Annotated in this window: 16 protein-coding genes and 1 tRNA gene; 14 read left to right on the top strand and 3 right to left on the bottom strand. The window is 46.5% G+C overall.

All coding sequences use genetic code 11. From position 1 onward, the window contains the following. Positions 1 to 162 precede the first annotated feature (162 nt). The 9 genes from QVE09_RS17095 to QVE09_RS17055 all read left to right on the top strand — a co-directional run bounded on the left by QVE09_RS17095 (position 163) and on the right by QVE09_RS17055 (position 10285). Positions 163 to 1218 carry a GerMN domain-containing protein gene (locus QVE09_RS17095; RefSeq protein ID WP_315937743.1) on the top strand — a complete coding sequence of 352 codons (1056 nt, stop codon included), beginning with the start codon at positions 163 to 165 and terminating at the stop codon, positions 1216 to 1218. Between the two features lie 118 nt (positions 1219 to 1336). Beyond that, complete coding sequence (gene rph, locus QVE09_RS17090; protein WP_017692572.1) at positions 1337 to 2092, top strand: ribonuclease PH; 756 nt, start codon at positions 1337 to 1339, stop codon at positions 2090 to 2092. A gap of 1 nt (position 2093) precedes the next feature. Then, positions 2094 to 2717, top strand: a complete 624-nt coding sequence (locus tag QVE09_RS17085) for an XTP/dITP diphosphatase (RefSeq protein WP_017692573.1) — start codon at positions 2094 to 2096, stop codon at positions 2715 to 2717. Positions 2718 to 3067: 350 nt separating this feature from the next. Beyond that, positions 3068 to 3910 carry an STM4015 family protein gene (locus tag QVE09_RS17080; RefSeq protein ID WP_315937742.1) on the top strand — a complete coding sequence of 281 codons (843 nt, stop codon included), beginning with the start codon at positions 3068 to 3070 and terminating at the stop codon, positions 3908 to 3910. Positions 3911 to 3931: 21 nt separating this feature from the next. Next, entirely contained in the window at positions 3932 to 5182 is a 1251-nt protein-coding gene (locus QVE09_RS17075) for an STM4014 family protein (protein WP_315937741.1), read from the top strand. Beyond that, positions 5175 to 5960 carry an STM4013/SEN3800 family hydrolase gene (locus QVE09_RS17070; protein ID WP_315937740.1) on the top strand — a complete coding sequence of 262 codons (786 nt, stop codon included), beginning with the start codon at positions 5175 to 5177 and terminating at the stop codon, positions 5958 to 5960. The genes QVE09_RS17075 and QVE09_RS17070 overlap by 8 nt, the downstream gene beginning before the upstream one ends. 47 nt (positions 5961 to 6007) lie before the next feature. Next, positions 6008 to 7396 (top strand): STM4012 family radical SAM protein, encoded by a 1389-nt coding sequence (locus QVE09_RS17065; RefSeq protein WP_315937739.1) that lies wholly within the window; start codon positions 6008 to 6010, stop codon positions 7394 to 7396. Continuing rightward, positions 7393 to 8256: an STM4011 family radical SAM protein gene (locus QVE09_RS17060; RefSeq protein ID WP_315937738.1), complete on the top strand. Its 864-nt coding sequence runs from the start codon at positions 7393 to 7395 to the stop codon at positions 8254 to 8256. The genes QVE09_RS17065 and QVE09_RS17060 overlap by 4 nt, the downstream gene beginning before the upstream one ends. A gap of 334 nt (positions 8257 to 8590) precedes the next feature. Then, complete coding sequence (locus QVE09_RS17055) at positions 8591 to 10285, top strand: methyl-accepting chemotaxis protein (protein ID WP_315937737.1); 1695 nt, start codon at positions 8591 to 8593, stop codon at positions 10283 to 10285. Between the two features lie 140 nt (positions 10286 to 10425). Here QVE09_RS17055 and asnB read toward each other — a convergent pair whose 3' ends face one another. After that, complete coding sequence (gene asnB, locus QVE09_RS17050) at positions 10426 to 12270, bottom strand: asparagine synthase (glutamine-hydrolyzing) (RefSeq protein ID WP_315937914.1); 1845 nt, start codon at positions 12268 to 12270, stop codon at positions 10426 to 10428. Between the two features lie 193 nt (positions 12271 to 12463). Here asnB and QVE09_RS17045 point away from each other — a divergent pair, with 193 nt between their 5' ends. Next, a complete protein-coding gene (locus QVE09_RS17045) occupies positions 12464 to 12763 on the top strand; it encodes a hypothetical protein (protein WP_215075788.1) in 300 nt (99 codons plus the stop codon). A 31-nt stretch (positions 12764 to 12794) separates the two neighbouring features. Further along, positions 12795 to 13151, top strand: a complete 357-nt coding sequence (locus tag QVE09_RS17040; RefSeq protein ID WP_133387111.1) for a hypothetical protein — start codon at positions 12795 to 12797, stop codon at positions 13149 to 13151. Positions 13152 to 13320: 169 nt separating this feature from the next. Here the strand turns inward: QVE09_RS17040 and QVE09_RS17035 are convergent, their stop codons facing one another. Further along, positions 13321 to 13614 carry a magnetosome magnetite crystal formation protein family gene (locus QVE09_RS17035; RefSeq protein ID WP_315937736.1) on the bottom strand — a complete coding sequence of 98 codons (294 nt, stop codon included), beginning with the start codon at positions 13612 to 13614 and terminating at the stop codon, positions 13321 to 13323. 292 nt (positions 13615 to 13906) lie between these two features. On the opposite strand from QVE09_RS17035, the gene QVE09_RS17030 reads away from it, so the two are divergent. From QVE09_RS17030 to QVE09_RS17020, 3 genes are all read left to right on the top strand, one after another. Beyond that, positions 13907 to 13980: transfer RNA gene (locus tag QVE09_RS17030), tRNA-Arg, on the top strand. 294 nt (positions 13981 to 14274) lie between these two features. After that, on the top strand, positions 14275 to 15045 hold the full coding sequence (locus QVE09_RS17025; RefSeq protein ID WP_315937735.1) for a class I SAM-dependent methyltransferase: 771 nt from the start codon (positions 14275 to 14277) through the stop codon (positions 15043 to 15045). A 394-nt stretch (positions 15046 to 15439) separates the two neighbouring features. Next, a complete protein-coding gene (locus tag QVE09_RS17020) occupies positions 15440 to 19399 on the top strand; it encodes a S8 family serine peptidase (protein WP_315937734.1) in 3960 nt (1319 codons plus the stop codon). A gap of 116 nt (positions 19400 to 19515) precedes the next feature. Here QVE09_RS17020 and QVE09_RS17015 read toward each other — a convergent pair whose 3' ends face one another. Further along, positions 19516 to 20745, bottom strand: a complete 1230-nt coding sequence (locus QVE09_RS17015) for a CynX/NimT family MFS transporter (protein WP_315937733.1) — start codon at positions 20743 to 20745, stop codon at positions 19516 to 19518. Between the last annotated feature and the right edge of the window lie 445 nt (positions 20746 to 21190).

Genomic DNA, 21190 nt, shown 5'->3' with positions numbered 1-21190 from the left:
CCTACTCTTGCTTCCTAATACGTATTAACCTGTTTTACGTTTCTTTAAGATCATAGAACTTATAAGTTTTCAGCGAAGCGATGATCTTTTTAGTTATTTTTTGGACAAAGGCTCGTATACATGGTAGTACAAACTGTAAAAATGATGAGGGGGAACGTGATCATGAGAAAGATCCAATCTTTGCGTACGGTATCGGCAGCTGCGCTGCTGAGCATTCCTATGGTGTTGTCAGGTTGTGGCATGTTTGGAGCACAGTCTTCCGAAGCTGTTGATCCACCACCGCCCATTCAGGAAGCAGCCATGATTCAGGCAGCCGAAGGAAATGGGGCACTCGCAACGCTCCCATTAACGACGGTATATCTGCAAGACCAGCAGGGGCTGCTCGCTCCGGTATCCCTGACGCTTCCTTCTGGAACAGATGCCAGCAGTCCAAAGACAGCTCTGGATACACTTGTCACAGGCGGGGCCTATGCGGGTATGTTGCCGGAAGGATTCCAGGGCGTTCTCCCACAGGGAACGGTTGTGCAGAATGTAACAATTCACGCGGATGACAAGCTGGCGGTTGTTGAGTTCTCGGGTAATTTTGCCAAGTATGATGCGAAGGAAGAACGGAAAATGCTAGAAGCCGTCACGTGGACATTGACAGGAACTCCGGATGTGGAGAATGTGCAGATCTGGGTAGATGGCAAAAAGTTAACACAAATGCCAGTGAACAGCACGCCGTTGCCTGAACCGCTGAATCGGGCTGTGGGAATCAATCTGGATCTGGGTGATGCGTTTGTGGCGAACAGCAGCCCGGTAACGGTCTATTTCTCAGCAGCTTCACCAGCAGGCATCCAATATTATGTTCCGGTGACACGACTCGTTACCCCTGGTGAAGATCGGGTGCAGGCAGCATTGAATGAGCTGATCAAAGGACCTGACAAAGGTGGAGAACTGGAAGAGGTCATGACAGGCGGAACGGAGCTGCAATCGGTCAAAACGGCAGAGGATGGCACGGTCACGGTTGCCTTGAAAGATGATATGTTTGCCGAAGGGGATATCGTGCCAAGCGAGCTGTTACAGTCTGTCGTATTAACCACTGCGGAGAACACAGCCAGCAAGGATGCCAAAGTACAGATCGAGTGGAATGGCCAAAAAACGGTCATGGGTGACGATAACCGAGATTACAGTGCGCCTGTTTCCAAGCCTGAATATATCAACGAAATTCCGATTTAATGAGCAAGGAATGCTTTAGGATGCTTTTAACCGAACTCTTTGGTAAAATATAAGGGATTAGTAAAAGTGTGAACAAGCTCAACATTACAGGATGCTTAAGTCGTAGGAGGCAGAAAAAATGAGATCAAACGGACGAACCAGCGAACAGCTGCGCCCGCTGAATTTAACAGTGAACACGAATAAATACGCCGAGGGTTCTGTACTGATTGAAGTTGGAGATACAAAGGTGATCTGTACAGCTACAGTGGAGGAACGTGTTCCTCCCTTTATGAAAGGGCAAGGGAAAGGCTGGGTAACGGCTGAATATTCCATGCTGCCACGTGCAACACATACTCGGAACCAACGTGAAGCCAATCGCGGCAAATTAACTGGACGCACCATGGAAATTCAGCGTCTGATTGGTCGGGCACTGCGCTCGGTGGTCAATTTGCAGGCTCTTGGTGAGCGTACGATTACACTGGACTGTGATGTTATTCAAGCCGACGGAGGCACACGCACAACGTCCATTACCGGTGCGTTTGTAGCGCTGGCGCTTGCCGTGAACAAGATTTCCCAACAGCACAAACTGCAAGTGTTCCCGATTACGGATTTCATTGCCGCAGTAAGTGTGGGTGTTGTGGGTGAACAGCCTGTACTGGATCTGAACTATGATGAAGATTCCAAAGCCAAGGTGGATATGAACCTGGTGATGACAGGCGGCGGTAAATACGTCGAGCTTCAGGGAACAGGTGAGGAAGCACCATTTGATCGCCGTGAGCTGAACGCCATGTTGGAACTGGGCGAGCAGGGAATTCTGGAAATGATCGAGCGTCAAAAAGAAGTGCTTGGACCGATTGCGCTCAAGATCGGTGCGCGTGGATTAGGGGAAGCTTAAGATGAGTTTGGACAGTCCAATCCTCATTGTTGCTACCCGCAATGCGGGTAAAGTCCGTGAATTCGCTCATGCTTTCGCACCGCTTGGCAAAGAGGTTAAGAGCATGTTTGACTATCCGGAGCTGCCGGATGTGGTGGAAGATGGCGTAACGTTTGCGGAGAATGCCTGGAAGAAAGCCAAGGCGGTTGGTGATGCGCTTGGTTTGCCTGTTCTGGCAGACGATTCAGGACTTTGCGTAGATCTGTTGGACGGGGAGCCGGGAGTATATTCAGCGAGATATGCAGGCGAAGGAGCAACGGATGCACAGAATAATGCGAAGTTGCTGGAGACGCTGGAATCGTTGAAATCCGGTGAGGACACCGAGCAGCCGCTACTAAGTCCGGCTCGTTTCGTTTGTGCGCTGGTCCTGTACGATCCGACAACAGGTGATAAGTATGAATCAGAAGGCACTGCGGAAGGCTGGATTACGGCTCAAGCTGCAGGTGCTGGCGGTTTTGGATATGACCCACTATTCTATGTACCTGAATACGAGATGACGATGGCAGAGTTGACGCTTGAGCAAAAGCAGGCGATTAGCCACCGTGGTCATGCGCTGAGAGCGCTTGTATCCAGACTTGAAGGCTGAGACTAAACGAAACATCTTGATTTAACTTCATGATATGTGAACATCAAAGCGTTAATGGAAGGACAGAAGCATTCCGATGGGATGGTTCACCCGCCATTAACGCTTTTTGCATGAAATGAAGTATTTGATCGGATTTGGTGAAGGTCCATCCATATACCTAATTGAAGATAGCTATTTCTGCGACTACACATCAGAACATATGTTCTTATACCTACATAAGAAATGGTTCACATTGCACGATTGGGAATCTCATTGGGACTGGAGTTGGAAGAAGTTGCAAGCCTTGTGTGGTATGGGTTAACATTCAAATTAACGAATCATATATGAACCTTAAACGGAGGGATCTACTCATGCAAGAAGTGAAGCTTGTTGTATCCTACGATGATTATGAGGACGGCATTCGCATGGAAAAATTAATAAAGGAACTGGCGGCTAAACCGGAGGCCAGCTCATTGGAAAGTCTGGTCATCGGAGATTGGGGACAGGCTTATGAAAATTCGCCTGATGAGTTCATGAGTGCGCTCGTCGAGTCGGCTCCAAGCTTTCCGTCATTGAAGAAACTGTTTATTGGAGATATGGGATTCGAAGAATGTGAAGTATCATGGATTATCCAGACGAATCTCACACCGCTGTTAGGTGCCTTTCCAGAATTAAAATCATTCTCTGTCATGGGCAGTAGCGGCCTCAGTCTGGAACCACTCCAGCATGCCAAGCTTGAAGAATTGACTATTATTTGTGGCGGTCTCCCGAAAGAAGTTTTATCTTCAATCACCCATGCCAAGTTGCCTGAATTGCGTAAACTGGAACTGTACCTGGGTGTGGATAATTATGGTTTTGATGGATCGCTTGAAGATGTACTCCCTTTGCTAGAAAAAGGATTGTTTCCAAAGCTGGTTTACTTGGGGCTGAAAGACAGTGAAATTCAGGATGAGATTGCCAAAGCAGCAGCTCAAGCACCTATTCTGGATCAACTTGAAGTACTGGATCTATCGCAAGGAACGTTGTCCGATGAAGGGGCTGAGGCGTTGCTTGCCAGTGACAAGATCAAGAAACTGAAACATCTTGATCTAAGTTACCATTACATGACCAATGAAATGATCAGTCGCTGGAACCAATCGGGTATATCTGTAGATGTTAGCGACCAGCAACAGAGTGATGAGGATGACTGGCGTTACCCGTCTTTAACGGAATAGATGATGTCAGGTGTAAAGGAAATGAATAAAAGCCTGCATCAACCAATAGATGTACCTGATCTAACGCAAGATCAGCCCTTTTTATTGATCGGAAACCCTTATAACCGACGAACACAAGGACTGCAAGAGGCTAGGCATAGATTAGGGCTGAAACCTGCGGTTGTACTGCCATATGCTCAATTGCTCCAGAATTGGAGACACGGACGAACCATCGCTGATACAGTAAATGCGAATCTGCCTGTACCCCTGATTCGGATTGATGCTCCTGGTGAGGAGTGGGAAGTGGAACGTGAACTACTGTTCCTTGGAGCTATAAACGATACGTCAACATTAACGGGTGGAATGGGTACAGAGGCATTTTCCGCAGAACAGGCAATTGCGCTGGAACAGGAGTGGGGAAGAATCTACGCTCCTGCCCAGTGGTTCCGTGGCTGGAAAGCATGTCTGGATCGAATCGGCCATGAGTCTCGGGAAATATGGCCTGAAGTCCGATTCATGAATGATCCCGCCGATATCCAATTGATGTTTGACAAGAGAACATGTCAGCAGCATCTATCTTCTCATGGGGTTCATGTACCTCCTACGCTCCAGTCTTCACAGCCGATCCGAAATTACACTGACTTACGTACAGCGATGCAATCGGCCTATATTCATCGTGTATTTGTGAAGCTTGCGTGCGGCTCCGGGGCTTCAGGAGTTGTTGCCTATCAAGTTAATCCCCGAACGGGTGATGAAATTGCTGTAACAACGATGGGAATGGAACAGAGACAGGGCAAGACGATTTTCTTCAATGAAGGACGTCTACGCAAGTATAGCCGCAGTGAAGAAATTGCTACGCTGATGAACTGGTTATGTGAAGAAGGTGCACAGATTGAACGATGGATGCCAAAAGCCACACTGGATCAGCGGGCCTATGATATTCGCCAATTGGTTGCGGATGGACAGGCAGGCCACGCGATTATGCGACTTAGTCGTACCCCTATAACCAATCTGCATCTGCGCAATGAACGTATGCTGCCTGCTGAAGCAGGGCTGGATGAACAGCGGATGTCGCTGGTTCGGTCGGTAGCGCAAGCAGCCATGTCTACATTTCCCAACTCGTGGTCAGCCGGGATTGATGTGATGCTTACGAGTGGTTCGAATCCGCGTGCCTATGTGCTGGATGTGAATCCATTTGGAGATCTGTTATACAGGGTCGAGCATCATGGCCTCGGAACCTATGAGTGGGAAATGGAACTTTTACGAAAGGAGGAGCCTATTCAACATGCCTGATATGAACACCATTGTGGGCTCCCATGATCTGTTAATGATTACGCTGGATACGTTACGCTATGACGTAGCCAAGCTGGAAGAGGAGAATTGTCCTAATCTGTGTGGTTCGGGTCCGTGGGAGAAGCGTCATACCCCGGGCAGTTTTACATATGCGGCGCACCATGCTTTTTTTGGTGGTTTTATGCCGACTCCTGCTAATACAGATAAGGCGTCTCATGTAAGGCTATTTCATTCCCGGAATACTGGGCTCAAGACACATCCGCACACCTGGCTGTTTGATACACCGGATATCGTATCCGGGTTCGCAGTTGAAGGTTACCGTACCATCTGTATTGGCGGCGTCATTTTTTTTACGAAAAAAAACCCGCTTGCGAAAGTATTGCCCGGCTATTTCCAACAGAGCTACTGGCGAATGAACTTTGGGGTAACCAACCCCAAATCAACAGAACATCAGGTACAGCATGCATTAAAGCTGCTTGAACAGACGCCGCCGGATGAAAAGGTATTTATGTTTTTGAACGTGTCTGCCATTCATGGACCCAATCGTTACTTTGTGGAAGGAGCCAAGGAGGACTCGGTGGAAACTCAAAGGGCTGCACTTCGATATGTAGATGAGGCTCTTGGGCCCTTGTTCGAGGCGATGAGGAAACGCGCCCGGCCTGCGTATTGCCTGGCTTTTTCCGATCATGGTACAGCTTATGGTGAAGACGGGTATCAAGGACACCGGCTTGCACATGATGTCGTCTGGACGGTGCCTTACCGTGAATTTTCAGTATAGAATGTATTGATCTTATGAGGACAACAACCGGAGACAGGAGGAAACCGATGGAGAAACATATACAACAGACAACAACAGGCCATTCCACACAGTCCGGATCCAATATTGCTACAAGTCTCAGTGAAGTACTGGCATTCCCTTATCGTTCTTACTTATACTCATATCCGCACAAGACCGCCTATCGGGAGCTGGAACCACCGCTGCCACTAAGGCCACTGTGGGAACGAGAGAATACCGATACGTATTTTTTATATATGCACATTCCCTTTTGTGCTGCTCGTTGCGGATTCTGTAATCTGTTCACACTGCCGGATCGACGGGATGATACACATGAACGCTATGTAGATGCGCTGGAACGTCAGGCGAAGCAGTGGGCACCCATTACATCCAGAAGACCATATTCGAGGTTTGCGATTGGTGGAGGAACGCCTACATTATTGAATGAGGTTCAGTTGAATCGTCTGTTTGATATTGCTGAACATGTGATGGGGCTGGACCCTGCGCAAGCATCGATTTCGGTGGAAACGTCGCCGGATACCGTTACAGAAGCCAAGCTGGCCATCATGAAGGAACGAAGTGTGGATCGTATTAGTATGGGCATCCAGAGTTTTATTGAAGCTGAAGCATCTGCCATCTATCGTCCACAAAAACCGCAGGAGGTCGAACGAGCGCTTGAGAAGCTTACTCGGTATGATTTCCCGTTGTTGAATCTGGATCTGATCTATGGTTTGCCGGGTCAAACGGTGGAATCGTGGATCTATTCATTGGAAAGAGTTCTGGCCTACGAACCGGGCGAAATCTTTATCTATCCCTTGTATACACGGGAAAATACAATCGTGAAGCCTGATGATATTCGTCGTCAGGGACCTGACATTCGGATGGAACTGTATAAAGCTGCACGTGAGACTTTAAAAAGTAAAGGTTATGTGCAATATTCGATGCGCAGATTTGCCAAGGAACAGTCGTCCTCCAAAGTGCTTCTGCCTTATAGTTGTCAGGAGGAGGGCATGGTTGGTCTGGGATGTGGCGCACGCTCTTATACGAGTGAAGTACATTATGCTTCCAAGTATGGCGTGAGTTACAAGGCCACACAAAGCATCATTGCCGATTATGTGGCAACTGAGCGCTACGATGTGGCGGATTATGGTATCGTGTTAAGCCGTGAGGAACAGAGACGTCGCTTTATTCTGAAAGCCTTGCTGCATCGGGAGGGATTGACGTTGACTGACTACCAACAGCGCTTTGGTACCGATGTGATGTCCGACTATGTCTGGTTGGCTGAACTGTTGACAGAGGGCATGGCGGAGTTGGAGAGTGATGAGGGCAAGCAGGTGCTGCGTCTGACAGAAGAAGGACTTGGCTACTCCGATGCGATTGGAGATTGGCTTATATCTGCCGAAATTCGTGAACAGATGGAAGGGTTTGTTTTCTCATGAGAGCGACTTTGTATTATCGGGGGAAGTTGTCTTCTTGTAATTATGACTGTCCATACTGCCCTTTTAGCAAAACGGTGGACTCCAAAGAGACGTTGGAAGTGGATGAACAACAATTGCGTCAATTTGTGAATTGGGTTAGGGAGCAAGAGAGTGCCGGAAATCAATTTTCGATTTTTTTTAATCCCTATGGCGAAGCTTTGGTGCGTCGTTGGTACCGGGAAGCGATGGTTGAGCTGTCACATATGCCACATGTGGATAAAATTGCAATTCAAACCAACCTGTCCGTCAAGCTGGATTGGGCGAGGGAGCTGGATGCAAATAAAGCAGCCTTTTGGGCGACGTATCATCCTCGTGAGACAAAAGAGGCTTCTTTTGTAAAACAATGTCTGACCTTGCGTCAGATGGGACTTGCTTTTAGTGTCGGTACTGTCGGACTCCGTAGTGCTTTCCCCGCAATTGAGTCGATGAGACAGGCTTTGCCGGATGATGTGTATATGTGGGTTAATGCCTTCAAAGATCGGCCCAACTATTACACGCCAGAGGAGATTCAGTTTTTACGTGGGCTTGATCCGCTTTTTGAAGGTAATCTGCAGGACTATGAGAGCTTGGGCAAACGTTGTGCTGCTGGTTCAGAAGTATTTTATGTACAGGGGTCCGGGCATGTGAAGAGGTGTTACAAGGATCGTCGAATCATTGGACATCTGTATCGCGATGGTTTGCAGGCTTTGGCTGAGGATCGGCCTTGTCGGATGAAAAAATGTGGCTGTTACATCGGTTATATCCATATGAAGGATTCCCCGTTCAGGGAAACCTTTGGTAGCGGGCTGCTTGAACGTAATCCGGTATTGATCAATCGTTAACTTTGAATTGAAATGCGCTGAAATTGATAAAGACTTTACACCAGTAAGTACTGCTGGGTAAAGTCTTTTTTTTTTATTTTGGTCTAACGATTCAAAATGTGTAATTTAGGATAAAAGAGATGTAGTATATTGTCGATTATATGTGTATAAAAGCCTAAATTATAGTATGTGTAGATACTATATACCTAAATTTGATTGCGCAATATACTAACCTGGTTTAAATAGTCTCATATTTATCCATTTTTATTTGAATTAAAAGGAGGGAGAATTTTAGCATTCAGACTGACTACATAATTCATGATTGAAATACATTGAAACGTATGGGGGAAATGAAATGAAAAGAGTATCCATTAGTAGGAAATTGCTTTTAGGTTTTGGTTCTGTACTTCTTTTATTGGTAGCCGTTGTAGTCATCTCATATACTCAGTTTATCTCGGTTGAGAAAACGTTTACGGATTTAATCCGGGAGCGTACCGCCAAACTGCTCACTATTAAAAACATGATCATCGATGTGAAATCCCAGCAGGTTGCTTTACGGAATTTTGTGACGGAAGAGAATGATCAAAGCGAGCAACAATTCAAGTCTTTTTATGAAGATTATCGTAAAACAAGCGAAGAATTAAGATCAGGGATTCAAACCCCAACGATGATTGATTTTCTGGATCGTTCAGACCGCAGTGCGGAGGAATATTATGCTTTTGGACAGAGTGTCATTGAATTGAAAAAACAAGGTAGCACTAGCGAGATCACAAGGATGCTGTTAGATACAGGTCCAACGATCATATCCGGATTTGAAGAAACGGTAACTGCCATGGAACAACATCAGCAAAATTCATTGGACACTGGCATTGTAAATGCCAATGAACTCATTCAAAAAGTACTTCGTTTAATCATGATCATTGGTATCATCTCGATCGTTTTAGGCGTAGTAATTGCATTGATCATGGGGAGAATCATATCCAAACCAGTTGCACATGTGGCAAGGGCTGCAAGCCGAATTGCTGATGGAGACCTGACGGGTGAGGCGATTGTTGTTCGTAATCGGGATGAGATCGGAGAACTGGCGGAATCCTTCAACAAGATGATGGAGAACTTGCGCCATTTAATCCATCAGGTGGGTCATAATGCAGATCGGGTAGCTGCTTCTTCTGAGGAGTTAACGGCAAGTACAGAGCAAACGGCGACAGCGACCGAACAGGTAGCTACAACGATGGAAGAGATCGCTACGGGTATGGATACGCAGGTGAGTATGGTTGGAGACGGGTTTCATACGATTAATGAATTGTCCACAGGCTTTCAGCAAATGACAGTGAATACACAAAATATGTCGGATGAAGCAACGAATGCGTCAGCGAAAACCATATCTGGTAATGATGCGGTTCAATCTGCTGTTGGGCAGATGAATTCGATTCATCAGACTGTACGTGTACTCGCTACGGTTATTGAAGAACTAGGTAATCATTCCGATGAGATTGGATCCATGGTTGAAAGTATCTCCGAAATATCGGCACAAACCAATCTGCTGTCTCTTAATGCGGCTATTGAAGCGGCAAGAGCAGGGGAGCATGGGCGTGGATTCGAGGTGGTTGCTACCGAGGTGCGCAAGCTGTCTGATCAATCTGCGAAATCAGCAGAACAGATCAGTGTACTCGTAGCTGCTATACGCAAAGGGATGAATAATGCATCACAATCCATGGGAGAAGTAAACGCTGAGGTTCAGGAAGGCATAGAACTTGTCCGTAAAGCAGGAGGTACTTTTGAGGAGATTCGTGAAGCTGTCGGCAATGTCGCAGGTCAGACTCAGGAGGTATCTGCATCCATTGAACAAATGGCGGCGGGTGTGGAGCAGATCAATGTGTCCATGAAGACCATCATGGAAGTAACAGAGAATGCGGCCGCCGGAACAGAGGAAGTTAGTGCAACGTCAGAGGAGCAACTGTCTGCTATGCAGGAAATCGCTTCGGCGGCTAATGACCTTTCCTCTATGGCGGAAGAGTTACAGGAGTCCGTCAGTCGATTCAAAGTGTAATCATGGATATACTTTTAGGTGAAGTTCAATATTTATGAATGATCATATCGTGTATGTAAAACAAGTGGGTGCCAAGGGAACAACAGTTATGCTGTTCTCCTGGCGCCCTTTTTTGATGGATGAGAGATCAGTGGGTCATTCTAACGAATAGCGACTTTATATGTCCGCAACCAGGTGTTGATCTGAGTCAGATAAGCAAATAGCTGGGGACCCGACATGAGCTGCCCGAACCAGGGGAGGTTGGAAGCTGCATCTGGTGAAGAAGCAAGATTGCGGATCTGAGTTTTGTCGATCAAAGGCAAAATCGGCGAAGTGGGATCATCCAGGATATCAAGTACCTGTTGTTTGACTGCGGCCAGATATTGCGGATTATGTGTTTTCGGGTATGGACTCTTTTTGCGATATAACACATCGTCAGGCAGGACACCTTCGAGTGCTTTCCGCAGAATACCTTTTTCGCGTCCACCCGTTATTTTCATTTCCCAAGGGATGTTAAACACATACTGGATCAGACGATGGTCACAGTAAGGTACCCGCACTTCCAGTCCTGCCCCCATGCTCATCCGGTCTTTGCGATCCAGAAGTGTAGGCATGAACCGTGTAATGTTCAGGTAGGACATCACCCGCATTTGTGCAGCTTTCCCCGTTTCCCCATCCAGAAGAGGCACTTCAGCCACTGCATCGGAATAGCGGTCTGCCAAATAGTCTAGTGGCCGAATCCATTCCCGAATTTCCGGGGATAATAGCGCTGCTCGCATATCGGGTGCTACAGACCACGGAAACGTACCGGAGTTCAGCATATCTTCTCGATGGAACCAGGGGTAACCGCCGAACACTTCATCCGCTGCTTCGCCTGAAATGGCAACCGTGGCCCCTTTTTTGATTTCTTTACAGAACAGATAGAGTGAGGAGTCCACATCTGCCATGCCTGGCAGATCCCTTACTAGCATCGCCTGTGTCAGTGCATGAACCAGTTCTCCATTCTCGATCTCAATCCAGTGATGGTCGGTCTTGAGTTCATCCACCATGCGCTTAATCCAGGGCCCATCTGCACCCGGCTGAAAGGAATGTGCCTGAAAATGCTTGGCGTTATCCACATAATCGACAGAATAGGTACTGACTTGGCCCTGCCCGGTCCGATTGTAATAATCCACGGCTAATGCAGACAAGGCACTGGAGTCCAGTCCTCCTGATAAAAGAGAGCATACTGGAACATCCGAAGCCAACTGGCGCTCCAGTGTATCTTGCAAGAGAGTTCGTACCTCGGCTGCCGTCTCTTCCAGGTTATGTTCGTGATTCTGGCTTTCCAGTTTCCAGTAGGCATAGGTTCGGATTCCGTTTCGGTTATAGATCAGCGCGTGCGCAGGTTTGAGTTCGCTCAGTGAAGAGTATACGCCGTGCCCTGGTGTCCGTGCAGGCCCTACGATAAACACTTCGGCCAATCCTTCCGGGCCAACAGTGGCTTCCACATCCGGGTGAATGAGCAGAGCTTTGGGCTCTGAGCCAAATACGAGTGTGTCTTTGGCATTACTGTAGAACAGAGGTTTCACGCCAAGGCGATCTCGTGCGATAAAAACTTGTTCGCGTCCCCCATCCCATATGGCAAAAGCAAAAATACCGTTAAACCGGTCAACACATGCTGGTCCCCACTCAATATAAGAGGCGAGCAACACTTCCGTATCACATTGCGTGCGGAACTGATGCCCCCGCTGGAGTAATTCCTTTTTCAACTCGGGTGCATTGTATAGTTCTCCGTTATACACGACGGTATAGGAGGTATCTCCTTGTAACGCATGCATGGGCTGTGCGCCGTTCTCGGGGTCCATTACACTAAGACGCCGATGTCCAAAGGCACAAGGATTGGAGATCCATGTACCTGAAGCGTCGGGCCCCCGGTTCGACAAGCTATCCGTCATACGGACCAGCAGCTCTGATTCCTGGGTCAAATCCCGATTCCACTGTATGAAGCCGGTAATACCGCACATGGTTTGTTCATCCTTTCTTGGTCGAGTCATTCATCCGTATGGCTGCTTAATTACTGGCAACCAGCAAATGTTGTCTTTTTCGTCAGAGGTCGTAACAAATATATGCCGAAAGCAGGCATAAAATGTCTGTCCTCTTCGGAAACTAGTTCTAGGGACAACGGCCTCAACATGCCTGTGAAGGAGAGAACATGCAATGGACAGTATGAAGTATTATGTGTCTGTCATGGGCCGCTCCGTTATTCCGGATCCGTCGGTAACATCCTATGAATGGATCATTCAGGCAACGCCGCAGGAAGCGGAGCATTTATTGGGACTGCTTAACCTCATGCAGGAAAAGGAGGAAGAAGCCTTTCCTGGCATGGTATTCCCATGGCCAGATACACCGGAGGAATCCGTAAACCGGGCGTATGAAACGGTATTACAACAAGTGTATCGGGAGATTTACCGATTAGGCACACCAGAGACACGATACCAGATTGAACAAACGACATGATAAGAATAAAGAAAAAGGAGCGCGATAACGAATGTATGCCATTCAAGATGCCAAAATACGCAGATTAACCGAGGTAGACGGATTATCCTGTGCAGAAGTGGAAGTACAGCCTGGAAATGCCGGAGATCCGTCATTACTTGTATACGTGGCCTCCACTCAACCTGGAAATTCGCTGGAAGTTGTTCGAATTGTACGCAATCACTCCGATTCAGCGATCGACTGGTATAACAATAATATGCATACCGCGTTTGAAGAGGCGACAGAAACCGCATTTGAGAACAGCGAAGGCATGACAGTTGAAGAAGATAAAGCTCGGTTTCAAAGTGAGTTGTTTGCCTTTGGTTTGCTTGGTCCAACACTTCAGCGTTATCTGATCGGGCAGGCTTAACAGGTAACGCTCAAGCAACACATGTGGTTTTAGCGAGATAGAGTTCAATGTTGAGCATACGTTGACAGTGACCTATTGCTGTTGCCATAACTTCATCTTTAATGGGAAAACCCCGCCGTTGTTGAACGGCGGGGTTTGTTATGTGAGATCAGTTCAGGTGGAGATATGATCAAGCATACTCGCGGAGCACTTGAATCCCTTTGACCACGTTGTACACAAAGCTTAATCCGTAGATCACAAAGAATAGAACGACAAACCCGACGGCGGAACCCAGACTATGCGCAGTCACGAAGAAATAAAATAACGGAATGGCAGCGAGAAAGGGGAATACATGTGAGAATAAGGCACGTTTCGCATGTCCCTCAATGTAATCATCCTTGGCAACAATCCATATAATGATCGGAAACAGGAACGGGGCAAAGAAAATACTAAAGTAGGATAAGGCTGATAAAAGTTGTCTCATGACGATTCTCTCCTTCAATGGATCATTGAAATGTATGTATGCAAAAGATTACCCAGCAATCCTGACATTGAAAATGTCTGATGTTCATCTTACTCTAAATGTCCCAATCTCCTCAATATATCCTGGTTCAAGCTATCATATTCTTAAAGGGGCTGAAGTATGAGAATAACACCGAAAAGTACATTTTTGAAATCGCATATAAATATAATTATTAATTTTTTTATAAAACTATTGAAAAATATAGAAATCAGAGTATAATAAGAACCGCGCCGAAAATTTATTATACATATTTGTCTCAGTAGCTCAGCTGGATAGAGCAACGCCCTTCTAAGGCGTCGGTCGGGGGTTCGAATCCCTCCTGGGACGTAAAAAAGAAGAAGCTTCCTTCGGGAAGCTTCTTCTTTTTCGTTCAAGGGAAGAGAACCCCAATGGTTCGTCGGAGCATCTGCTTCGTTAGCACTACATCGCAGTCTCGACTGTAAGGAGAGTATCCCTCCTGGGACGTATTAAAAGAAAACTTCCTTTGTGAAGTTTTTTTGCGTTCAGGGTGAAATTGTTTTATTGGTTATACCTATAAATAAAATAGAATTTATATATTTAAAGAATAAACAATTCTATGCCACAATGAGGATATTAATAACGAAAGCGACGGTGGTATCCATGAAATCATTAAATCAATGGCAAGCAGATGAATATGACAACAAACTGGCTTTTGTGTCCGGATACGGCAAAAACCTGATCTCTTGGCTTCAACCCCAAAAAAGGGAATACATTCTTGATCTGGGTTGTGGGACGGGGGATTTGACGTATGAAATTTCTCTGGCCGAAGCTGAAGTTATTGGCATGGATGCATCGCCGGACATGATTCGCCGTGCGAGGGAGAAATTTCCTGAAATTGAGTTCGTGGAAGGAGATGGTCATCAGTTTGAGACGAATAGACTGTATGATGCCGTCTTCTCCAATGCAGCCCTGCACTGGATGCGAAGTCCGCGATTAGTGGTGGATAGTATATGGAAATCTTTGAAGCCCGGAGGGCGTTTTGTCGCAGAATTTGGTGGTAAAGGGAACGTGCAGACCATTGTGAATGCATTAGAGGAGGTTGTGGAGCGAAACACGGGCATTCGTGCTTCTGAACGTAATCCTTGGTATTTTCCTTCGATCGGAGAATATAGCCATATTTTAGAGCAACGTGGATTTGTGGTGCGACAGGCCTATCACTACGACCGTCCTACCAGACTGGCAGATGGTGAGCAGGGTATAGTAGGCTGGTTGACTCATTTTGGAGGGGACTATTTTGAGGGTCTCAGTCATGAAGAGATACAACAAATATGCAAGGAAACCAGTCAGATCGTGATGCCTCACCTTTGGAAAGATGATGCTCTGTATGCCGATTACAAGCGTCTGCGTATTGAAGCCGTGAAGCCAGTGTGAAGTTGGAATTTTCGGCTTAATCAAATATTTATCGTTGTTAAATGAATTATATAGATCCTTTGTATACTAATCACGCTTCACCCATATACCAGGAATCTCTTCCGGATAAAGAGGTTCTTGGTCTTTTTTTGATGCATTATTTTAAAAATGAAATATTCATACGACAAATAATTTCAAATGGACATTTTTATCATACTCAAGACCCATATAAGTAATTTCTATATCATATTTGTAAGTATTTAGAAGGGAAATGTGGTATTTTGATAGAATAATTTACCAAGGGTCAATCTTCTTGCAGATAGGCGGTGAAATTGGAGTGCGTATTGCAGTACGCACAAACAGCAGGAACCCATCATTTGGTGAGGTATTCACATTTAAAAGGAGGGGCAAAGCCTTGAGTAAACGATTGATATCCACATTATTAAGTGTTCTGATGGTCTTTTCCATTATTCTCCCCGCGGCTGGAGCCGCTCCCGCAGATTCAGGTATTCAGCTTGAGAATTTACCAAGTACGGCCGAAGCCAAACAATGGAGAGAGATTCTTGCAGGACGGGAAGCAAAACTTGCCGCAGATCCATTTTTGGATAAAAGCTTGGAAGGCCTGGGTGGAGAGAACACCCGAGTAATCGTTGAGCTTTCCAATAAACCTGTTGCAGTAGCGCAAGGTGAATCAACCCTCTCCGGAAAATCTTTTACCTCCTCTATGGAAACAAAGGCTGTGACTCAAGTTGAGCAACAACAACAGTCATTTGTACATAGCCTCACTCAGAAGAAAATCAAACATGAAGTATTGGAAGAATATGCATATGCCCTGAATGGTGTAGCGATTGAGCTTAAAGGAAACCAGGTGGGACAATTGCTTCAAATACCTGGCGTGGTCAGCGTATATCCTGACCTTGAAGTTACAATAGCGCCTGAGACAGATGAAGTGAACCCGTACATGAAAGACACAGCGCCTTTTATTGGTGCACCTGAAGTATGGGATCTGGGTTACGAAGGAAATGGCATCAAAGTGGGTGTCATCGATACAGGCATTGACTATGAACATCCTAATTTGCAGGAAGCTTACAAAGGCGGATGGGACTTTGTTGGAAACGACAATGATCCGTATGAAGCGACATATCAGGAATGGAAAGCTTCGGGTGAACCTGAGTTCAATGCTACTGGAAGCGCGTATTACACCTCCCACGGTACGCACGTAGCAGGTACGATTGCTGCTCGTGAAGCAGGGGACTACGGCATTGTTGGTGTTGCTCCTGAAGCAGATATTTATGCTTACCGTGTACTTGGACCATATGGTAGTGGTCAAACCTCATGGGTACTCGGCGGAATTGATCGTTCTGTTGAAGATGGCATGGATGTAATCAATCTCTCGTTGGGTAACGCCGCCAACGATCCGAGTTATATTACTTCGGTTGCCCTGAACAATGCGATGTTGTCTGGTGTGACAGCAGTTGTAGCAAGTGGTAACAGTGGACCCAACCGTTATACACTCGGTTCTCCGGGTGCGTCTGCAATGGCTATTACGGTAGGTAACTCTACAGGACCTAGTCAGCTTATTACAGCTGATACTCATTTCTGGATCGGTGAGGAAGGCGAAGAGACCCTGCCTGAACAACAACCTGTGCCAGAGGTTGAAGAATCTCCTGAACTGGGGACAGCACCTGGAACAGATACACCTGAAATTTCAGAACAAGACGTACCCGCAACTGCTATTGAAGAAAGTGCAGCAGCTGTGGAAGATGCGGTTTCTGACGAAGCTGGAGTTCCGAATGTAGAAGAAGCTGCAACGGAAGAAAATACTCCATCTGTATCACCTTCTGCACCGGTTGAAGCTTCTCCTGAAGCTGCTCCTGTGGAAGAAGAGTCTGTAATTGCTCCGACTGAAGCTCCACTGGCTATTACAGAGTCGGTTTACCGTCTGGATCTGATGGGATGGAGCCTGTCAGCAGACCCTGAAACTGTTTTGACAGGAAAATATGAGCTTGAATTTGCAGCACTGGGTAAGCCAACTGATTTTGAAAGCAAGGATTTTACAGGTAAAGTGGCATTGATACAGCGTGGTGAACTTGCATTTGTAGAGAAAATCGCCAATGCAAAAGCGGCCGGAGCCGTGGCTGTTATTGTATATAACAACATTCCGGGCCCAATCGGTGTAAGTCTGGGCGATAACTTTGAACTCATTCCAACACTGAGCATGTCCAAGGAAGATGGAGATGTGATCAAGGCTGAACTGGACGCAGGCCAAGCCGTTGAAGTGAGCTTTAGTGACTTTGAACGTTCCCAAACTCCGGGCGATGAAATGAATTCATCGAGTTCACGTGGACCTGCAAAAGTAACACTGGATATCAAACCGGATATTGTTGCACCGGGTACAAGCATTCTGTCTACGATTCCTGCCTACGGCAAGGATGAGCCAGACGCAGATTACGCACAAGCTTATGATCGTAAATCAGGTACAAGTATGGCTACACCTCATGTGGCAGGTTTGATTGCGCTGTTGATTGAGAAACATCCGGACTGGACGCCATTTGATATCAAAGTTGCGCTCATGAACAATAGTAAAGTGCTGGATACAACCAAGTATGATGTATTTGATCAAGGTGCTGGCCGCATTCAGGCTGTAAACACCATCGACCCCGCTGCTCTTGTCAAAGTGCTTGATGTAACTCAATACACAGAAAGTGGCTCTGTTGTTGAAAAGGAAAATATTACTGGAAGCATCAACTATGGTAATTTCCTGAGCACAGATGAAAAGACGATTACCAAAACAATCAAAGTTGAAGCGCTGAATGGTAGTGGCGGGGATTACACCGTAAATGTGAATCCAACTCGTAATGTTGCTGGTGTATCGGTTGCGGTAGACAAAAGTTCCTTCACACTGGATGGTGAGGAAGAACTTGCAGTAACCATTACCGTCCCACGAGGGGTTACTGCCACTACAGAAGCACAAGGATACATTGAGTTCTCGAACGGAACCAATACTTTTACTGTGCCATATGTTGCTCATTTCAACGTTACGTTGAGTGGAGTTAAATATATTGAAACCGTAAAAGGCACTGAAAAAAACCCATTCCACTATCCATTGAAGGCTGATGGTACGTTGGATACCCTTAATGTAGCGATGGAATTCTATAATCCGATGACATTTGCCCTGATTGAGATTTATGATGGTCTTAATCCGGAAGGTGGATATTATCAAGATGGTTATATCGGCTCCATTTTCGGTAACTATTTTAACTTCAACGCCAATGCAAGATACAACCTTGCTTGGGACGGCTCATATGCAGATTACACAACCGATGAAGTGACTGAGATTCCGGATGGTTTATATACGGTAGACATCACTACTATTGGTACGGACGGCAAAACCTATAAGGAAGACACTTCGCCATTTTTGGTGAAAAAGACAGCTCCGGCTGTAACTGCACCAGAAGCGTTGGAGTTCAAAGAAGATGAGTCTGCTGTCCTTAATGGTAGCGTGGAAGACATGTACTTCCGTGTTGCTCCTGCGCTTGCCAGCGGATGGGACATCGCGTTTGATCCGGCAGCTTCCCTGGAAGCAACGTATGTTGTGAAAAAAGAGGATGGATCGGTTTATAAAGAAGGAGTCTTTGAAGTACAAGCTGATGGTACCTTCAGCCTTCCTTTGGAGGAAATTGAAGCAGGCGATTATGCTGTTGAACTTACAGTGAAAGACCAGCAGGGGCTTTCGGGCACAGCCAATACGGCACTGAAATTGGAAGCCGTGGAGACCGAACCTGAAACTCCGGCAACCAAGGCCCCAGGTACGCCTGTATTGTCTCACAATAACTGGGTAGGCAACGGCCTACCAGAGGGCTCATATATCGTTACAATGAACCTGTGGTGGGGCGAGAACGGAACTAGCTACAAGTTATATGAGGACGGGGTTTTGGTTGATACGCAGAAGTTGACTTACAACGCGCCTTGGGCGCAGTTTGCCCAGACGAAGATCACGGGCAAAGCCAACGGCACATATACGTACGTGGCTGAGCTGACAAACGACAAGGGAACAACGCGCAGTCAGACGATGACTGTTCAGATTACCAACGCAACGCCAGGCAAAGCGGTTCTCTCTCATGATAACTGGGATGGCGATGGCAATTATAAGGTGACTATGAACCTGTGGTGGGGAACTAACGCTACAGAGTATCGTCTCTATGAAAATGATAAGTTGATCGACACGCAAGAACTCCGTGCCGTAACACCTCTTGCACAAAGTGCTGTGACTACACTGTCCGGGAAAGCATCGGGCACGTATACGTATCGGGCAGAGTTAATTAACGCAGCTGGAGTTACCAAAACAGACACGATTAAGGTAAAAGTGAAGTAAGTTCTTCCTTATTGAAATTGATTAAATTAATGGAGGAATTGTTCTATGCATAAACGGCCTCCATCCTGATTTGCAGGATGGAGGCCGTTTTGTATTTTTAAAATTGAGTTGTATGACTAACCGATCATTCTATTTTTGCTGGCCTGAATCCCTGCGATGAGCAAAGCGATGGCCAGAGTGACCTGTATTAGCAACGGAAGCGTCCATCCTTTTGTCCAGTCATGAAGCATACCGAACAGTAGAGGTCCCACTGCCGCGAGCATATATCCGAAGGACTGGGCCATACCGGACAGGCTGGCAGCTTGTCTGGCATCTTTTGTGCGAAGGACAAAGAACATCGTTACCATTCCAAATGAAGCTCCAGCACCTATTCCTGCCAATGTGACGCCGATGGTAACGAGCGAAGCGATGCCACTTAACAATAAAGTATACCCCACAATTAAAGAAGAGCACGTTATCGCGGTTAGTACACGCTGATCTCGCGTTCGGCCGGCGAGGATTGGAACGATAAAGGTAGCCGGAACACTAACCATCTGCATCAGGGAGAGCATCCACCCTGCTGAGGTGGGGCTGAATCCTTGACCGGCGAGAATCTCAGGAAGCCAGGTAATCGTCGTATAGAATATTAGAGATTGCAGACCCATAAATAAAGTAATGAACCAAGCTAGTGCAGAGGTTCTTAGACGCACAGGTACCCCTTCGCTATGGGAGGTAACATATAACATCCGCTGACGTCCTGCGGCGATCTGGGGGAGCCACAAGAGAAGCGCCAGTATGGACAACAGGACCCACATGCCTAACGAAGCGCGCCAACCCATAGACGTGGCTCCGGCTACGGGCACACTAACACCTGAGGCGATGGCGCCAAATATGTTCATGGATACAGAGTATAATCCGGTTACGATACCTACCCGCAATGGAAAATCACGTTTGATCAAGCTTGGCAAAAGCACGTTGCTTAATGCAATGCCGCATCCCAATATTGCGGTTCCTGTATATAAGGTAAGAACGGAAGGCAACAAGCGTAAGGCCACCCCGATGGTGACGATGATAACAGCCAATAGCAGAGCAGATTCCAGTCCTGACCGTTTGGCAAGACGTGGTGCAAAAGGAGAAACTGCTGCAAATGCAAGCAAAGGTAGTGAGGTCAGAAGCCCGGCCATCGTATGACCGATACCCGTGTCGAAGCGGATCATCTCCACGACGGGACCCGTTGCCGTGATGGGTGACCTCATAGTAGCGGCGATGACGATAATGCCTGCTAATAACAGGCCAAATCTTTTGGAAGTCGAAGAATGTTCTTCCTCGGCATGAATAGACGAGTGCTGCTGTATTGAAGATGACATTGATAAAATCTCCTGTTTCCTAAGAAGTTAATATGTATGGATTGTTACAATATCCACTCCGCAAGCATAACATTCTATGTCAATATTGAGCAATGAAATGAAAAAACACCCAATGGACCTTGGGTGCCTTAACTAGCTTGTAAGCTCTAACGAATCCACGAGGTCTTATAATGGGGAAAACCGCTATTTTTAGATTCTAACAAACCTCAGCAACGTTAATCAGGCTATGAGTTGCAATTAACTGAGTTTAATACCCCGGAATGTTGAAATAAGATCTCTAAGATTCGTTAGAATTCCATAATGCTGAATTTAGGGCCAATAAAGTGTCCTATGTTCGTTAGAACATCAATACTGCCACGTGTTGCTTATAGATTGAGCAAATGCGGACGCTCCAATGCAGCGCATAGGCACGTAACGGAGCGAATGCTCCGACGAACCGATGGGG

Origin of the sequence: Paenibacillus sp. ClWae2A (assembly GCF_032452295.1) — a bacterium.
GTDB lineage: Bacteria > Bacillota > Bacilli > Paenibacillales > Paenibacillaceae > Paenibacillus.
The sequence above is the reverse complement of the archived record's forward strand: the minus strand, read 5'-3'. Positions and strand labels throughout refer to the sequence as shown.